The organism is Streptomyces sp. GC420 (assembly GCF_009916105.1).
Lineage (GTDB): Bacteria > Actinomycetota > Actinomycetes > Streptomycetales > Streptomycetaceae > Streptomyces.
Genome location: NZ_JAAAXQ010000164.1, coordinates 1 through 16,741 on the forward strand (window position 1 = coordinate 1; position 16,741 = coordinate 16,741).

At 70.7% G+C, this 16,741-nt stretch carries 13 protein-coding genes and 2 pseudogenes; 8 read left to right on the forward strand and 7 right to left on the reverse strand.

From position 1 onward, the window contains the following. Positions 1 to 438 precede the first annotated feature (438 nt). Positions 439 to 1,407: a ribokinase gene (locus GUY61_RS20510; protein WP_166631681.1), complete on the reverse strand. Its 969-nt coding sequence runs from the start codon at positions 1,405 to 1,407 to the stop codon at positions 439 to 441. Positions 1,408 to 1,640: 233 nt separating this feature from the next. On the opposite strand from GUY61_RS20510, the gene GUY61_RS20515 reads away from it, so the two are divergent. Together GUY61_RS20515 and GUY61_RS20520 are read left to right on the forward strand one after the other, a co-directional pair. Beyond that, a complete protein-coding gene (locus tag GUY61_RS20515; RefSeq protein ID WP_166631671.1) occupies positions 1,641 to 3,842 on the forward strand; it encodes an ATP-dependent RecD-like DNA helicase in 2,202 nt (733 codons plus the stop codon). A 197-nt stretch (positions 3,843 to 4,039) separates the two neighbouring features. Next, positions 4,040 to 5,329, forward strand: coding sequence for a citrate synthase (locus GUY61_RS20520; protein ID WP_166631672.1), 1,290 nt, complete (start codon positions 4,040 to 4,042; stop codon positions 5,327 to 5,329). A 514-nt stretch (positions 5,330 to 5,843) separates the two neighbouring features. On the opposite strand, the gene GUY61_RS20525 is transcribed toward GUY61_RS20520, so the two are convergent. The 3 genes from GUY61_RS20525 to GUY61_RS20535 form a co-directional block, all read right to left on the reverse strand. After that, a complete protein-coding gene (locus tag GUY61_RS20525) occupies positions 5,844 to 8,150 on the reverse strand; it encodes a cation-translocating P-type ATPase (RefSeq protein ID WP_166631673.1) in 2,307 nt (768 codons plus the stop codon). 108 nt (positions 8,151 to 8,258) lie between these two features. Next, the gene (locus GUY61_RS20530) at positions 8,259 to 8,480 is read right to left on the reverse strand and encodes a heavy-metal-associated domain-containing protein (protein WP_166631674.1); all 222 of its coding nucleotides are present in this window, start codon (positions 8,478 to 8,480) and stop codon (positions 8,259 to 8,261) included. 118 nt (positions 8,481 to 8,598) lie between these two features. Beyond that, complete coding sequence (locus tag GUY61_RS20535) at positions 8,599 to 9,366, reverse strand: TetR family transcriptional regulator (protein ID WP_313896760.1); 768 nt, start codon at positions 9,364 to 9,366, stop codon at positions 8,599 to 8,601. A 154-nt stretch (positions 9,367 to 9,520) separates the two neighbouring features. Between GUY61_RS20535 and GUY61_RS20540 the strand changes: the two genes are divergently transcribed. After that, a complete protein-coding gene (locus tag GUY61_RS20540; RefSeq protein WP_166631675.1) occupies positions 9,521 to 11,827 on the forward strand; it encodes an MMPL family transporter in 2,307 nt (768 codons plus the stop codon). A gap of 99 nt (positions 11,828 to 11,926) precedes the next feature. Here GUY61_RS20540 and GUY61_RS20545 read toward each other — a convergent pair whose 3' ends face one another. Further along, positions 11,927 to 12,145 (reverse strand): AlpA family transcriptional regulator, encoded by a 219-nt coding sequence (locus tag GUY61_RS20545; protein WP_166631676.1) that lies wholly within the window; start codon positions 12,143 to 12,145, stop codon positions 11,927 to 11,929. Between the two features lie 229 nt (positions 12,146 to 12,374). Here GUY61_RS20545 and GUY61_RS40310 point away from each other — a divergent pair. From GUY61_RS40310 to mmsA, 3 genes and pseudogenes are all read left to right on the forward strand, one after another. Continuing rightward, positions 12,375 to 12,709 (forward strand): annotated as a pseudogene (locus GUY61_RS40310) (response regulator transcription factor); the annotation flags it as partial. A gap of 210 nt (positions 12,710 to 12,919) precedes the next feature. Continuing rightward, positions 12,920 to 13,003 (forward strand): annotated as a pseudogene (locus GUY61_RS40315) (5-deoxy-glucuronate isomerase); the annotation flags it as partial. Positions 13,004 to 13,171: 168 nt separating this feature from the next. After that, on the forward strand, positions 13,172 to 14,674 hold the full coding sequence (mmsA, locus tag GUY61_RS20560) for a CoA-acylating methylmalonate-semialdehyde dehydrogenase (RefSeq protein WP_166631677.1): 1,503 nt from the start codon (positions 13,172 to 13,174) through the stop codon (positions 14,672 to 14,674). A gap of 252 nt (positions 14,675 to 14,926) precedes the next feature. Here mmsA and GUY61_RS20565 read toward each other — a convergent pair whose 3' ends face one another. Then, entirely contained in the window at positions 14,927 to 15,184 is a 258-nt protein-coding gene (locus GUY61_RS20565) for a hypothetical protein (protein WP_243766610.1), read from the reverse strand. A gap of 235 nt (positions 15,185 to 15,419) precedes the next feature. Continuing rightward, positions 15,420 to 15,653, reverse strand: a complete 234-nt coding sequence (locus GUY61_RS20570) for a hypothetical protein (protein ID WP_166631678.1) — start codon at positions 15,651 to 15,653, stop codon at positions 15,420 to 15,422. A gap of 142 nt (positions 15,654 to 15,795) precedes the next feature. On the opposite strand from GUY61_RS20570, the gene GUY61_RS20575 reads away from it, so the two are divergent. Continuing rightward, complete coding sequence (locus tag GUY61_RS20575) at positions 15,796 to 16,620, forward strand: helix-turn-helix transcriptional regulator (protein WP_166631679.1); 825 nt, start codon at positions 15,796 to 15,798, stop codon at positions 16,618 to 16,620. Then, positions 16,617 to 16,741 (forward strand): DUF397 domain-containing protein (locus GUY61_RS20580; protein WP_166631680.1); only part of this gene is annotated, 125 nt, incomplete at its 3' end. The genes GUY61_RS20575 and GUY61_RS20580, both read left to right, overlap by 4 nt.

Here is a 16,741-nt window from a genome sequence, read left to right on the forward strand (position 1 = left end):
GGGACTTCCGGGGAGGGATCTGGGGGGATCGGGAAGGACCGGCGCGGAGGGGACCACGAGGGGGTGCCGGTCGACGGACCGGCACCCCCTCGATGAGTCGTCCTGCCGCACCCGACAGGCCCGCGGGTACGTCGGGACGGGCCGGGTGCGCCTGGGGAGCGGGCCCCTGGACCCGCCCCGGAACGCCTGCACCCCCGGCGAGGCCGGGAACGGACCGAGTGCGGAGCGCGGTCGGCGCACGTGACACCCCCAACTGGTCGGGTGAGGCACACGCTGTGCGTTGCGAGAGCCGAGCGCGTACACGTGTTGTTCGAAAGCCAAACCGTATCGAACCGGGCTGGTTTCAACCCGGCGGGTGCTGAGCGCGGAAGACCTGTCGGGTGGCTGACCCGCGGGCGGCGTGAGCCAGGAATCCCCCTGCTTCAGCCGGGGGAGGATTCAAAGGGCCTTGATCTCCTCCATGGTCGGGAAGGACGCCTGCGCGCCCTCCTTGGTGACGGCTGCGGCACCCACCCGCACGGCGAAGGCCGCGGCCGTCTCCAGGTCCTCGCCGCGGCCGAGACGCCAGGCGAGGGCCGCCGTGAACGCGTCGCCGGCGCCTGTAGTGTCGACGGCGGAGACCCGCACGGACGGCACCCGCACGCAGTCGCCGCCCGCGGACACCAGCGCGCCTTCCGCGCCGAGGGTGACGACCACGGAGCGCGGGCCGAGGGAGAGAAGTGCCCGCGCCCACTCCTCGGGAGAGCCGTCGTCGGCGGCGGGGCCGGCGGCCGCACCGGCAGCACCAGCCGCACCGGGGGAGTTCCCGGCGGACCCGTCCGCCGGACCGCCCAGGATGAACCGTGCCTCGTGCTCGTTGACGACCAGCGGGTCGCACGCGGCAAGTACCTCCGCCGGGAGCGGCGCGGGCGGCGACGGATTGAGTACGAGCCGGGAGCCGGGAGCCACGTTCCGTACCACCTCGGCGACCGTCTCCGGCGGGATCTCAAGCTGGACCGAGACCACCCGCGAGGCGTGGAAGAGGCTCGCGGCGGCCCGTACGTCCTCGGGAGTGAGCCGGGCGTTGGCGCCCGGCGAGACCACGATGCTGTTGTCCCCCGACGGGTCCACCGTGATCAGTGCGACGCCGGTCGGGGCACCACCGGCGAGGACTCCGACGGTGTCGACCCCGGCCGAGCGCTGCGACTCCAGCAGCAGCCGCCCGTGGGCGTCGTCGCCGACGCGCGCCAGCAGGGCCGTACGGGCCCCGAGGCGGGCGGCGGCGGCCGCCTGGTTCGCGCCCTTGCCGCCCGGGTGGACGGCCAGGTCGGAACCGAGCACCGTCTCGCCGGGTCCGGGCCGGCGGTCGACGCCGATCACCAGGTCGGCGTTGGCCGATCCCACGACCAGCAGGTCGTAGTCGTGCATCCGTGCGCTCCCGTCCGCCCGCTCGGGGCCCTCCGTCGCCGTCACCCTCCACCCCGTGTGACCGGGGGGTGCCTACAGCCTGCCGTCCGCGGCCGTCCCGGGCCGCCAGGCGTGCCGCGGACCGCTGTCCGTGCGCCCCGGCCGCCCGACTCCCGCCCGCCTGCCGGACGGGCCGCGTTCCTGGTTGTCCACAGGCTGTGCCCGTTGTCCGACCTCCGCTGTAGCGTCGGATCATGTCCAACCAGGCTGTGGTGGAAGGCGTTCTTGAGAGGATCACCTACGCCAATGAGGAGAACGGCTACACGGTGGCGCGCGTCGACACCGGCCGGGGCGGTGGTGATCTGCTCACCGTCGTCGGTTCGCTGCTCGGTGCCCAGGTCGGCGAGTCGCTGCGGATGGAGGGCCGCTGGGGCTCCCACCCGCAGTACGGCAAGCAGTTCACCGTGGAGAACTACACGACGGTGCTGCCCGCCACGATCCAGGGGATACGCCGGTATCTCGGCTCCGGCCTGATCAAGGGCATCGGCCCGAAGATCGCCGAGCGGATCGTCGAGCACTTCGGCCTGGAGACGCTGGACGTCATCGAGGGGCAGCCGGCACGGCTGGTCGAGGTCCCCGGGCTGGGCCCCAAGCGCACGAAGCTGATCGGCGCGGCCTGGGAGGAACAGAAGGCCATCAAGGAGGTCATGGTCTTCCTCCAGGGGGTCGGCGTCTCCACATCCATCGCGGTGCGGATCTACAAGAACTACGGCGACGCCTCCATCTCCGTGGTGAAGAACGAGCCGTACCGCCTGGCGGCCGACGTCTGGGGCATCGGCTTCCTCACCGCCGACCGCATCGCCCAGGCCGTGGGGATACCGCACGACAGCCCGCAGCGGGTCAAGGCCGGCCTGCAGTACGCGCTGTCGCAGTCGACCGAGCAGGGCCACTGCTTCCTGCCGGAGGAGCAGTTGATCGCCGACGCCGTGAAGCTGCTCCAGGTCGACACCGGACTCGTCATCGACTGCCTGGCGGAACTGGTCCGGGAGGAGGGCGTCGTACGGGAGACGGTGCCCGCCGCGGACGGTGGAGACCCCGTCTCCGCGATCTATCTGGTGCCCTTCCACCGCGCGGAGCTCTCCCTCGCCGGCCAGGTGCGCAGGCTGCTGCGTGCCGAGGAGGACAGGATGCCGGCGTTCCAGGACGTGGCCTGGGACAAGGCGCTCGCCTGGCTGAAGGACCGCACGGGCGCCGAACTGGCCCCCGAGCAGGAGGCGGCCGTCAAGCTGGCGCTGACGCGGAAGGTCGCCGTGCTGACCGGCGGACCGGGCTGCGGCAAGTCCTTCACGGTCCGCTCCGTGGTCGAACTGGCCCGCGCCAAGAAGGCGAAGGTCGTGCTGGCCGCGCCGACTGGACGGGCCGCGAAGCGCCTGTCGGAGCTGACGGGCGCCGAGGCGTCCACCGTGCACCGGCTGCTGGAGCTCAAGCCGGGCGGCGACGCGGCCTACGACAAGGACAGGCCGCTCGACGCCGACCTCGTGGTCGTGGACGAGGCCTCGATGCTGGACCTGCTGCTGGCGAACAAGCTGGTCAAGGCGGTCGCCCCGGGCGCGCACCTGCTGATGGTCGGGGACGTGGACCAGTTGCCCTCGGTGGGGGCGGGGGAGGTGCTGAGGGACCTACTCGCCGAGGGCGGGCCGGTGCCCGCTGTCCGGCTGACCCGGATCTTCCGGCAGGCGCAGCAGTCGGGCGTGGTCACCAACGCGCACCGCATCAACAGCGGCGAGCACCCGCTGACCCAGGGCATGAAGGACTTCTTTCTGTTCGTCGAGGACGACACGGAGGAGGCCGGGCGGCTGACGGTGGACGTCGCCGCCCGCAGGATCCCGGCGAAGTTCGGCCTCGACCCGCGGCGCGACGTGCAGGTGCTCGCCCCGATGCACCGGGGGCCGGCCGGTGCGGGGACGCTCAACGGGCTGCTCCAGCAGGCCGTCACCCCGGCCCGGCCGGACCTGCCGGAGAAGCGGTTCGGCGGCCGTGTCTTCCGTGTGGGGGACAAGGTGACGCAGATCCGCAACAATTATGAAAAAGGGCGTAATGGCGTCTTCAATGGCACAGTCGGTGTCGTCACCGCTCTGGACGTCGACGAACAGCGCCTGACGGTGCGTACGGACGAGGACGAGGAGGTGCCGTACGACTTCGACGAGCTGGACGAACTGGCCCACGCCTATGCCGTGACGATCCACCGCTCCCAGGGCAGCGAGTACCCGGCGGTAGTGATCCCTGTGACCACCGGCGCCTGGATGATGCTCCAGCGGAACCTGCTCTACACCGCGGTCACCCGCGCCAAGCGGCTCGTGGTGCTCGTCGGCTCCCGCAGAGCCATCGGGCAGGCGGTCCGCACGGTCTCCGCGGGGCGCCGTTTCACTGCTCTGGACCACCGTCTGACGAAATGATCGATCAAATCGGTGGCAAACATCACTCAGGCCTTCCGGAAGTCGGACGGAGGCGGCAGGATGGGCAGGCTGGCGGCACTGAGTGCCGTCAATAGGCCTGATGGCCGACCCCGAGTGCACCATCCAGGGCCGAATGGGGGATGGTAGAGGCAGTCAGGGCACCTCGAAGAAGAGGCACAACGTCGGTGAGGGAAGACGTGAGCGACAACTCTGTAGTACTGCGGTACGGGGACGACGAGTACACCTACCCGGTGGTCGACAGTACCGTCGGCGACAAGGGCTTCGACATTGGCAAGCTCCGCGCCCAGACCGGTCTGGTCACCCTGGACAGCGGGTACGGCAACACCGCCGCCTACAAATCCGGGATCACCTACCTCGACGGTGAGGGAGGCATCCTCCGCTACCGCGGGTATCCGATCGAGCAGCTCGCCGAGGGCAGCACGTTCCTCGAGACTGCGTACCTGCTGATCAACGGTGAGCTCCCCGCGGTCGACCAGCTCGCGGAGTTCAGGGGCGAGATCACCCAGCACACCCTGCTGCACGAGGACGTCAAGCGGTTCTTCCAGGGCTTCCCGCGCGACGCCCATCCGATGGCCATGCTGTCCTCCGTGGTCAGCGCGCTGTCCACCTTCTACCAGGACAGCCACAACCCCTTCGACGAGCAGCAGCGGCACCTGTCGACGATCCGCCTGCTCGCCAAGCTTCCGACGATCGCGGCGTACGCGTACAAGAAGTCGATCGGGCACCCCTTCGTCTACCCGCGCAACGACCTCGGGTACGTCGAGAACTTCCTGCGCATGACCTTCTCGGTCCCCGCCCAGGAGTACGAGCTGGACCCGGTCGTCGTCAGCGCCCTGGAAAAGCTGCTGATCCTGCACGCGGACCACGAGCAGAACTGCTCGACCTCCACCGTGCGCCTGGTCGGCTCCTCGCAGGCGAACATGTTCGCCTCGATCTCCGCGGGCATCAGCGCCCTGTGGGGCCCGCTGCACGGCGGCGCCAACGCGTCGGTGCTGGAGATGCTCGAGGGCATCAAGTCGAACGGCGGCGATGTCGACTCCTTCATCCGCAAGGTGAAGAACAAGGAGGACGGCGTCCGCCTGATGGGCTTCGGCCACCGCGTCTACAAGAACTTCGACCCGCGGGCGAAGATCATCAAGGCTGCGGCGCACGACGTCCTCTCGGCGCTGGGCAAGAGCGACGAGCTGCTGGACATCGCGCTCAAGCTCGAGGAGCACGCGCTCTCCGACGAGTACTTCGTCTCGCGCAACCTCTACCCGAACGTGGACTTCTACACCGGTCTGATCTACCGGGCCATGGGCTTCCCGACGGAGATGTTCACCGTGCTCTTCGCGATCGGCCGGCTCCCCGGCTGGATCGCCCAGTGGCACGAGATGATCAAGGAGCCCGGCTCCCGCATCGGCCGTCCGCGTCAGATCTACACGGGCATCGTCGAGCGCGACTTCGTGCCGGTGGAGCAGCGCTGAACTGAACGATCATCGAGCGGCATTCGCGGCGTATCGGACGTGATCACTCATGCGGGCGTCGCTGCCCCGGTGATCGATGTGACATGACGACGACGGCGCGGAGCCGGCGAGGCAATGGAGAAGCGCCCCGCGATCGATCCCCCCACGGGTCGATCGACGGGGCGCTTCCAATCCCGGTGCGGATTCCCCCCACGGGATCCGTCCGGGCGTCGGTGGGATTCGCGGTCTGGCCGGGGTGCGTACGGGAGGGCCGCTCAAAGCTCCCCGGTGTACGTGCCCCGGCCAACGCTCGCCTGGAAGAACGCCCCCCAAGACGCTCCTCCTCGGACGTCCCCCAAGACGTCCATGGCATCGCAACTTTAGACTCACGACTCCCGTTCTTGGTTACGTTCACATCACTGTGATCTGCGTCTCTTGCATATGTCCAGCTTTGACGCAAGAGAACCAGTATGGAGACTGATGCCCGTGAGGTGAAGATACTAAGGGGGATCTGTGAACGTCCTTTGCTCGATGCTTACCTGAAGCTTCGCAGCCTGAGGCTGTTGCTGACCACGAAAACCGAGGAAAAGGCCATCGCGGCCCCCGCGATCATCGGATTGAGCAGCCCGGCCGCCGCGAGCGGCAGCGCGGCCACGTTGTATCCGAACGCCCAGAAGAGATTTCCCTTGATGGTGCCGAGAGTCCGCCGGGAGAGCCGGATCGCGTCCGCCGCCACCCGGAGATCCCCCCGTACGAGTGTCAGGTCGCCCGCCTCGATCGCCGCGTCCGTGCCCGTTCCCATCGCCAGGCCCAGGTCCGCCGTCGCCAGCGCCGCGGCGTCGTTGACGCCGTCGCCGACCATCGCCACGCTGCGGCCCTCGGCCTGGAGCCGCCTGACGACGTCCACCTTGTCCTGGGGCAGGACCTCCGCGTAGACCTCGGTGATGCCGACCGAGCGGGCCACGGACTCGGCCACCGCCAGGTTGTCACCGGTCAGCAGCACGGGGTCCAGGCCCAGGGCGCGCAGCTCGGCCACGGCCTGCGCGCTCGTCTCCTTCACCGCGTCGGCGACCGTGAGGACGCCGCGCGCGACCCCGTCCCAGGCCACCAGGACCGCCGTGCGCCCCTCGGCCTCGGCCCGCGCCGCCCCGGCCGCCAGCTCCTCCGGCAGGGCGATGGAACCGGCCTCCAGCAGCTGCCTGCGGCCCACCACGACCTCGTGGCCCTCCACGACGCCGCGGACGCCGAGCCCTGCCGTGTTCTCGAAGCCGTCCGGCACCGGGAGTGCCCCCGCGCGCTCGGCCGCGCCCGCGGCGATCGCACGGGCGATCGGGTGCTCCGAGGCGTGTTCCAGTGCCCCCGCGAGCCGCAGCAGCTCCTTCTCGTCCACGGCGGCGGCGGGCAGGACGTCCCGCAGCTCCATCCGGCCGGTGGTGACCGTGCCGGTCTTGTCGAGGACGACCGTGTCCACCTTGCGGGTCGACTCCAGTACCTCGGGGCCCTTGATCAGGATGCCGAGCTGGGCACCTCGCCCGGTGCCGACCATCAGCGCGGTCGGAGTGGCGAGGCCCAGGGCGCACGGGCAGGCGATGATCAGGACCGCGACGGCGGCGGTGAAGGCGGCCGTGACGTCGTCGGTGGCCAGCAGCCAGGCGACCAGCGTGCCGAGGGAGATGACCAGGACGACCGGGACGAAGACCGCCGAGATGCGGTCGGCCAGCCGCTGCACCGCGGCCTTGCCGTTCTGCGCCTCCTCCACCAGCTTCGCCATCCGGGCGAGCTGGGTGTCGGCACCGACGCGGGTGGCCCGCACGACGAGCCGGCCGGAGGTGTTGACGGTGGCCCCGGTGACCGGGTCTCCGGCCGTCACGTCCACCGGGACGGACTCGCCGGTCAGCATGGAGACGTCCACCGCGGAGACACCCTCGACGACCTCGCCGTCGGTGGCGATCTTCTCGCCCGGGCGGACGACGAACAGGTCGCCGGCGGAGAGCCGCGCGGCGGAGATGCGTACCTCCGTGCCGCCGCGCAGCACGGAGACCTCCTTGGCTCCGAGCTCCAGCAGCGCGCGCAGCGCGGCTCCCGCCCTGCGCTTGGAACGGGCCTCCAGGAAGCGGCCGAGGAGCAGGAAGACGGTGACCCCGGCCGCGACCTCCAGATAGAGCGTCGAGGAGGCGTCCGTGCCCGAGGCCGTCCACTCGAAGCCGTGCCGCATGCCGGTCATGCCGGCGTGCCCGAAGAACAGGGCCCACAGGGACCAGCCGAAGGCGGCCAGCGTGCCCAGGGACACCAGCGTGTCCATCGTGGCCGCGCCGTGCCGGACGTTCGTCCAGGCGGCCCGGTGGAAGGGCAGCGCGCCCCAGACGACGACGGGGGAGGCGAGAGTGAGGGACAGCCACTGCCAGTTGTCGAACTGGAGTGCCGGGATCATCGACATCAGGACGACGGGCACGGCGAGCAGGGCGGACACCGTCAGACGCTGCCGCAGGACATCGGGCTCGTCCGGCGCGCGGGAACCCTCCGCGGAAGGGCCGCCCGCGGCCCCGGTTCCGGCCCCGGTGGCGGTCTCCTGCTCGGGCCGGGGTTCGGGCTCCGGGGGGCGTACCGGCTCGGCGGTGTATCCCGTCTTCACGACGGTGGCGATCAGGTCGGCGACGTCGGTGCCCATGGGGAAGTCGACGCGGGCCTTCTCGGTGGCGAAGTTGACGGAGGCCGTGACGCCGTCCATCCGGTTGAGCTTCTTCTCGATGCGTGCGGCGCAGGAGGCGCAGGTCATACCGCCGATGGCGAGTTCGACCCGGCCCTGGTCGTGTATCTCGGTGGTGTCGGCCGTGCTGGTCATTCGGATTCTCCTGAGGAAGGGCCGGACCGTACGGCGGCAGTATGAGCTGGGCGGTACGGCCCGGACCGGGGGAGTCTGCTCGGTACCGGGACTTTCCCGGCCGGCGGCTCAGGCCGTGCCGACGAGCTCGTAGCCCGCCTCGTCCACGGCCGCGCGCACGGCTGCCTCGTCGAGCGGGGCCTCGGACACCACGGTCACCTGTCCGGTGGAGGCCACCGCCTTGACGGAGGTCACGCCGGGCAGTTCGGAGAGCTCGCTCGTCACGGCCCCCTCGCAGTGGCCACAGGTCATGCCGCTCACCTTGTACACCGTGGTGGTTTCGGCGGTCATGTCGTTCTCCTCGCGACGGTCGTACGAAGTGCGTGGGACGCCAGTTGCCCCACGCACTTTCCACTATACCCCTAGGGGGTACTTGTTCCGAGGAGTGCCGAAGGAGCGCCGACCGGACTCAGGCGTCCGCGAGCGGGGCCAGGTAGCGGTACATGACGGTCTTCAGTTCCCTGACGTACGCCTGCCTCTCGTCCCCCTCGTGCGCCAGGATCAGGTCCAGCCCCGCCTTGAACAGCGCGAACACCATGTTCGCGGTCCGGGACACCTCGGCGGGCGGGGTGTCGGGGAGGTACTGCGTGAAGATCTCCACGACGCGGCCCAGAACTGCGACGTGCAGGTTGTCGCATTCCTGGGTCAGTCGGCCGGGCACGTCGGGGCCGTGCATCAGCACGGCGAAGGCCGGGTTCTCGTAGTTGAACACGATCAGCGGATCGAGGACCGCGTCCAGGAGCCGGTCGAGCGGCAGGGTCAGGTTGGCGGGATCGAAGGCCTGCCCGTGCGAGTCCTGCCAGCGCTGTATCAGGCGGTCGCCGAGTTCGACGGCGATCGCCTCCTTGTTGGGGAAGAACTGGTAGAGCGTGCCCGGCGAGACCCCGGCCTCGCGCGCGATGGCGTTGGTGCTCGCGGCGGTGTACCCGACCTGGCAGAAGACCGTTCCGGCGGCGTCCAGCAACTGCCGCATCCGCCGCTCGCCCCGCGCCTGCCTGCGCCGCGGGGCGGCGCCGGCCGCGCCGTCGCCCTTCCTGCCGTTCCCGGTGGCGGCGCCCGTTGAGCCGGTGCCTGTCCGGCCGGCGCCCGAGGAGTCGGCGCCCTTGGTGGTGTCGCCCCCGGTCGCGTCGCTCCCGGCCGTCCCGGTCTGTTCGCGTGGCGTCCTGGTCTCCGGCACGAATGATCCTCAACTCTCGAACGCAGTTGACAAACACGAGCACCCGCTCGCATTCTTGAGGAATGCGAGCGATGGCTCGTGTTTGCCAGTCTATGGCAACGGGGACCCGTGCCGTCGTGTCAGCGGCCGGGTCAGGTGAAGGGGACACCGAGCAATGTCCGAAGTCAACAGCGCGCGCCGTCCGGACAGCGGGACGGGCGGCCCCGCCGAACCCGGCGGCTGGACGCGGTTCGCCACCGCGCGCCCGCGCCTGACCCTCCTGCTCGCCCTGCTGTTCACGGCACTCGCCGTGGTCGGGGGAAGCGGCGTCGCCGACCGGATGTCCAGCGGCGGCTGGGAGGCCCCGGACTCCCAGTCCACCTACGCCACCGAGGCCCTGGCACGCGAGTTCCCCGACTCCCAGCCGAATCTCCTGCTGCTCGTCGACGCGGGCCCGGGCGGCAGCGTCGACGACCCCGCGGTGGCCGCGGAGGGCCGGGCCCTCGCGGAGCGGCTCGCCGGCGAGAAGTCGGTCGGCGGAGTGGGGTCCTACTGGCAGACCGGCTCACCCACGCTGCGCTCCGAGGACGGCCGGGAGGCGCTGATCGCCGCCCGAGTCGGCGGCGACGAGACGTCGGCGGGCGAGGTCCTGGACCGGATCGCCCCCGAGTACCGAGGGACCCACGGACCCGTCGAGGTCTCCCTCGGCGGCCCGCTCGCGGTCCGGCACGAACTGCAGACCACCATCCAGGACGACCTGCTGCGCGCCGAGATGATCGCCCTTCCGGTCACGCTGGTGCTGCTGGTCATGGTCTTCGGCAGCGCCGTGGCGGCCCTGCTGCCGCTCGGCATCGGCATCGTGGCCATCATCGGCACGAACGCGGTGCTCCGCGGCCTCACGGAGTTCACCGACGTCTCCGTCTTCGCCCAGAACCTGACGACGGCCCTCGGGCTCGGACTCGCCATCGACTACGCCCTGTTCATCGTGCGGCGCTTCCGTGAGGAACTGGCGGCCGGGGCCGAGGTGCGGTCGGCCGTGGGCACCACCCTGCGCACCGCGGGGCGCACGGTGCTCTTCTCCGCGCTGACCGTGGCGGTCTCGCTGGCTGCGATGATGGTCTTCCCGCAGTACTTCCTGCGCTCGTTCGCGTACGCCGGAATAGCGGTGGTGCTGCTGGCCGCCGCCGCGGCGCTGATCCTGCTTCCCGCGGCACTGGTGCTGCTCGGCCACCGCGTGGACGCGCTCGACCTGCGCCGGCTGCTGCGGCGCCGGCGCGCGGGGAACACCGCGGCCTCTCCGGCCGCCGAGGGCGGCGCGGGCTGGGCCAGGACGGCCTCGCTCGTGATGCGCAGGGCCCCCGTCTTCGCCATCGGCACGACAGCCGTGCTGGTCCTGCTCGGCACGCCGTTCCTGGGCGTCAAGTTCGGCACGGCGGACGACCGGCAGCTGCCCGCGAGCGCGGAGTCCCGCGTGGTGCAGGAGCACATACGCGAAGGCTTTCCCGGATCACCGAGCGGCGGTCTCACGGTCCTGACCGAGGGTGACCCCAGCTCCGCAGACCTGGCCGGCTACAGCTCCCGCATCTCAGAACTCCCGGGAGTGCTCACCGTGGCCGGCCCCGCCGGCCAGTACACCGACGGGGCCCGCACCCAGGAGCCGGGACCCGCCGACGCCGCCCGGACCGACGGCGGCACCGCCTACCTCACGGTGCTCCCGGAGGGCGAGCCGGTGGACGAGGGCAGCCAGCGCCTGGTGGGCGACATCAGGGCGCTGGACACCTCCTTCGACGCCTCGGTGACGGGCACGGCGGCCGTGCTGGTCGACTCCAAGGACGCCATCGGGGACCGGCTGCCCTGGGCGCTCGCGATCATCGTGATCGTGACACTGGTCCTGGTCTTCCTGCTCACCGGGAGCGTGCTGATTCCGCTTCAGGCGGTGCTGCTCAACGCGCTCAGCCTCACCGCGATGTTCGGCGCCATGGTCTGGGTCTTCCAGGACGGAAATCTCTCCGGGGTGCTGTCCTTCACCTCGACCGGGGACATAGAGACCACCCTGCCCGTGCTGATGTTCTGTGTCGCCTTCGGACTGTCCATGGACTACGGGGTCTTCCTGCTCTCACGGATCAAGGAGGAGTACGACCGGACGGGCGACCACGAACACTCGGTGCGCTTCGGGCTCCGGCGCACGGGCGGGCTGATCACGGCCGCGGCGGTGATCCTCGCTGTGGTGATGGTCGCCATCGGCACCTCGCGCGTCACCAACACCAAGATGCTGGGACTCGGCATCGCGCTGGCGGTGCTGATGGACGCCATGGTGATCCGCAGCCTCCTGGTCCCCGCGGTGATGCGGCTGACCGGCAAGGCCACCTGGTGGGCACCGGCCCCGCTGCGCCGCCTGCACGACCGGTTCGGCCTCAGCGAGGGCGAGTCCCCCGCCCCGCAGGCCGAGCGCACGCCCGACACGGTGGGCGCCGGGCGCTGACCCGCGCCGTCGGCGAGGCCCGCGCCACCGTCCCGCTCGCCCGACCCGACCCCGGGCCGGGCGAGCGGGACGGTGGCGGTCGCGGAGCCCGCTGGGCGATCAACGGGACCGGCCCCGCGGATCGTCCCTGCGACCGCGATTACCGGGCCTGCTCGCGACCCAGGCGCGGACGGTGTCGGCGTACCAGAAGGGCTTGCCGTTCTCCACCAGGTCGGGAGCGGGCAGCAGCCCGTGCTTCCGGTACGAGCGCACGGTGTCCGTCTGCACCCCGATATGGGCGGCGATCTCCTTGTACGACCAGAGCCTGTGATCGGTCATCTCGGGCACACACCTCCTGCGCACGCCGCAGCGGCGGCCCTGGGGGTGGCCGACGGGGGAGCTGCGGCGGTCTGCTGAGCGGCACTCAGCCTCCGCCCCGTGAACGACGCATCCCGCCCGGCGGCCAGGGGCTGTCGCCGGGCTGTGACGGAAGCCCCGCACAAGCGGAACATGTGTGACGAGATCAAGAAGCCGGAAAGCCCCGGCGGGCAGCCGGCCGCCCTCCCACATGACCGTCCGCGTCGTACTCGCCGACGATAATCCCCTGGTCCGCGCCGCCGTGAAGATGGTCATCACCGACACCACGGACATCGAGGTCGTGGGCGAGGCGGGGAACCGGAGCCGAAGCCGTCCGGCTGACCGTGGAGCTCGCCCCGGACGCCGTGGCGACGGACCTCCTGATGCCCGGCACGGACGGCATCGAGGCCACCCGGCTGATCACCACGGGCCCGGCTCCGTGCGTATCGCCGTCCTCGTCAAGGACATGGCCCTGGACGACATCTGGCCGCCGCCCGGATCGTCGCGGCCGGAGACGCGCCGATCGCGCCGAGCGTCACCCGCCGGCGCCGTCCCCCTGAGCGGGCCGCCGGAGTCAGGGCGGCACGCTGGGCACCCGCGCGGGTCCTCAACCCCTGCGCGCCCCCACGGACATGCCGCGCCCACGGAACCGTGTCGCAAAGTCGTCCTGATGTAAGGACAAATTATTGACATGGTTCACCCGGGACCACTACACCTTGAGGGACGTCACGCGTGCCGCAGCGTGAGATGCACGCCGCCCGGATCTCCTCCGGCGCGGGAGGCCGCTTCGCCCTGGCAGGAGCGAAGCGCGAGCGACGACTCCCCGCCCGCCACGCCCCCCGCGCCGGAGGTCCGCGGCCTCGCGGCCGGTACGCCCGAGCATCTGTCTAAGCGGAGACCGAAACGGCTGACACTGTGTCCACGCCGTCCCGCCGCAGCGCCGTGGTGGGATGTTGGAAGTCGCAGGCCCGCCGCCACCATCCACAGTCGTTCCGAAGGAGTTCCGTCATGACGAAGACCGTCAACCACTGGATCGGTGGCAAGACCGTCGAGGGCGCGTCGGGCAACTGGGGGAATGTCACCGACCCCGCCACCGGCACCGTCACCACCAAGGTCGCCTTCGCCTCCGTCGACGAGGTGGACGCCGCCGTCGCCGCGGCCAAGGCCGCCTCCCAGACCTGGCGCCACTCCTCGCTCGCCCAGCGCACCACCGTGATGTTCAAGTTCCGCGCCCTGCTGGACGCGCACCGCGACGAGATCGCGGAACTGATCACCGCCGAGCACGGCAAGGTGCACTCCGACGCGCTGGGCGAGGTCGCCCGGGGCCTGGAGATCGTCGAACTCGCCTGCGGTATCACCACCCAGCTCAAGGGCGAGCTGTCCACCCAGGTCTCCAGCCGGGTCGACGTCGCCGCGATCCGCCAGCCCCTCGGTGTCGTCGCCGGCATCACGCCGTTCAACTTCCCCGCCATGGTGCCGATGTGGATGTTCCCGCTGGCCATCGCCTGCGGCAACACCTTCGTCCTCAAGCCCAGCGAGAAGGACCCCTCCGCGTCGATGAGGCTCGCCGAGCTGTTCGCCGAGGCGGGTCTGCCGGACGGTGTCCTCAACATCGTCCACGGCGACAAGGTGGCCGTGGACCGGCTTCTGGAGCACCCCGACATCGCGGCCGTCTCCTTCGTCGGCTCCACCCCCATCGCCCGCTACATCCACACCACCGCCTCCGCCAACGGCAAGCGCGTGCAGGCGCTGGGCGGTGCCAAGAACCACATGCTGGTACTCCCCGACGCCGACCTGGACGCCGCCGCGGACGCCGCCGTCTCCGCCGCGTACGGATCCGCCGGCGAGCGCTGCATGGCGATCTCCGCCGTCGTCGCCGTCGGCGCCATCGGCGACGAACTGGTCGAGAAGATCCGCGAGCGCGCCGAGAAGATCAAGATCGGCCCCGGCGACGACCCGACGAGCGAGATGGGCCCGCTGATCACCAAGGTTCACCGGGACAAGGTGGCCTCCTACGTCACCGGCGCGGCCGCCCAGGGCTGCGACGTCGTCCTCGACGGCACCGGCTTCACGGTCGACGGCTACGAGGACGGCCACTGGATCGGCATCTCGCTCCTCGACAAGGTGCCGGCCGACGCCGACGCCTACCGCGACGAGATCTTCGGCCCCGTGCTGACCGTGCTCCGCGCCGACACCTACGAGGAGGGCGTCGAGCTGATCAACGCCTCGCCCTTCGGCAACGGCACCGCGATCTTCACCCGGGACGGCGGCGCGGCCCGCCGCTTCCAGATGGAGGTCGAGGCCGGCATGGTCGGCGTCAACGTCCCGATCCCGGTCCCCGTCGGCTACCACTCCTTCGGCGGCTGGAAGGACTCCCTCTTCGGCGACCACCACATCTACGGCAACGACGGCGTGCACTTCTACACCCGCGGCAAGGTCGTCACCACCCGCTGGCCCGACCCGTCCGAGTCCCCGGCCGGAGTCGACCTCGGCTTCCCGCGCAACCACTGACCACCTGCCGTTTCGGCAACGGGCGTGGCCCGGAACGCCTTCCGCGTTCCGGGCCACGCCCATGACCGACGGCCCGCAGCACCCTGGCAGCGGCGCGGAAGCGCGCTACCGGGGCCGTCCCGGTGGCCCCGGGCATGGCGCGTCGGCCGGCGCGAAACGGCCAACCCCACCCCACCCCGGCCGGGGAGCGGAGCGCAAGCGCTCTACCGGGCCGGTCCCGGCGGCGCCGGCCGACCGGAGCCGTGACCGTGCTCACCGCTCACCGGCCCGACCGAGCGGCCTCAGCCGCTCCGGCGGTGCGGTCCACTCACGGCCCCCGCCGACGGGCCTGACGAACGCGAGCAGGCGCGGGCGCCGATCACCGTGCCAGGGAGGGACGTACGCGGTGACGTCCTGGAGGACCCCCACGCGGCCGGAGTCCGGATCCTCGACCAACGTGCCGCGCGGGATCGTGGCCGTGCCCCGCGGCGGCGCCAGCCAGTCCACGGCGGGCCGTCCGGTCCCCGTCACCGCCGGCCGTCCCCGCGCACGCTCCGCCGGTTGAGCTCCCGGACCCGCTCGCTCAGCTCATGGAACTGCGGCCGCCCGTCTCCCGGCCGCGCGGACTCCGGTGATGGCGGTTCCGATCCCTGTCCGCGTTGCTTGCCCGGTCCGGCGCCCCCGCACACGAGACCGCTCTCCAAGCAGGCCAGCAGCCGCAGCATCAGGCGCCGCTCGTCCGCCGTGAGCCGCTCCGGCGACCCGTTCACCGGGGCGTCTCGCAGGCACGCAGAACGGCGGCGAGCCTGCGCGCGGTGTCGAGATTGCACCGCCCGAGGTCGATGAGCGGAACAGCCATATAGCCGGCGAGCGTAGGAGCGTCCAGCCCCAGCGAGGGCAGCGTGATCCCGGCGCCGGACAGCGCCGCCGCGAGTTCTTCCCACACGGCCTCGGCCTGCCGAATCCCGTCCATCGCCGCTTCGCGTTCCTTGTCCGTCATTTCCGCACTCCGGTCGTTCGCTACGTGCTGTACTCACACCATCACCGTGAGCGCGCAGGTCTGACCAGGGCCGACGCGTTGCCGCCCCGCACGGCAGCGGACGCGCCACCAGGGGCCAGGAGCCAGGGGAGTGGGGACGCCGATGGACGCAGCGCCGGAGCAGCACGACAACGAGGACTCCGCACGGGGCGCACTCGGCAGCACCCTGCGGTACCTCCGCGAGAAGGCGGGCAAGTCGCTGAGCCAGCTCGCCGAGGAGACCAACTACGACAAGAGCTACCTGTACCGGCTGGAGGCCGCCGAACGCATCTCCAAACGGCCGGTGATGGAGGACCTGGACACGTACTACGGGACCGGCGACGTACTCGTGCGCCTGTGGAAGCTGGCCCGGATGGAGGCCTTCGTCGACCACTACAAAGCGTTCATGCGCCTTGAGGCCACTGCCAACGTGATGCATATGTACACCCCTGTCATCCCGGGCCTGTTGCAGACCGAGGCGTACGCCAGGGTGCTTCTGTCCATGTGGCCGCAGCGGGATGAAGATGAGTTGGAGGAGCAAGTCGTTGCCCGCATCGGCCGACAGGAACTCCTTCACCGGAAACCCCGGCCGACGGTCCGCGCGATCATCGATGAGGCGGCGCTGCGGCGCAGCGTGGCCGACCCAAAAGTCTGGGAAGACCAACTGACCCACCTCATTTTTTCGGCAGCCCAGCCGTCGATCACGGTCCAAGTGCTGCCATTCAGTGCAGGGGTTGTACCGGTACCGGGTGGCTCACTCCACCTGCTGTGGCAACCGGACGGCGGTTCCGTTGCCTACTTGGAAGGCAGCTCGTCGGGTGATTTGCTCGACGAACCGGAAGACATCCTCAAGTACCGCCTGGCCTACGATCGGATCCGAGACGTGGCGCTCACGCCATTGGACTCGGTGATGTTCATCGAGCGCATCCTGGAGGAACACCGATCATGAGCCGTAACGCCGATCTCGGTGCCGTGAGCTGGCGTAAGTCGAGCTACAGCGAGGGGGGAGCCGACAACTGCGTCGAGGTGGCCGACGGCATACCCGCCGTTGTCCCCGTCCGGGACAGCAA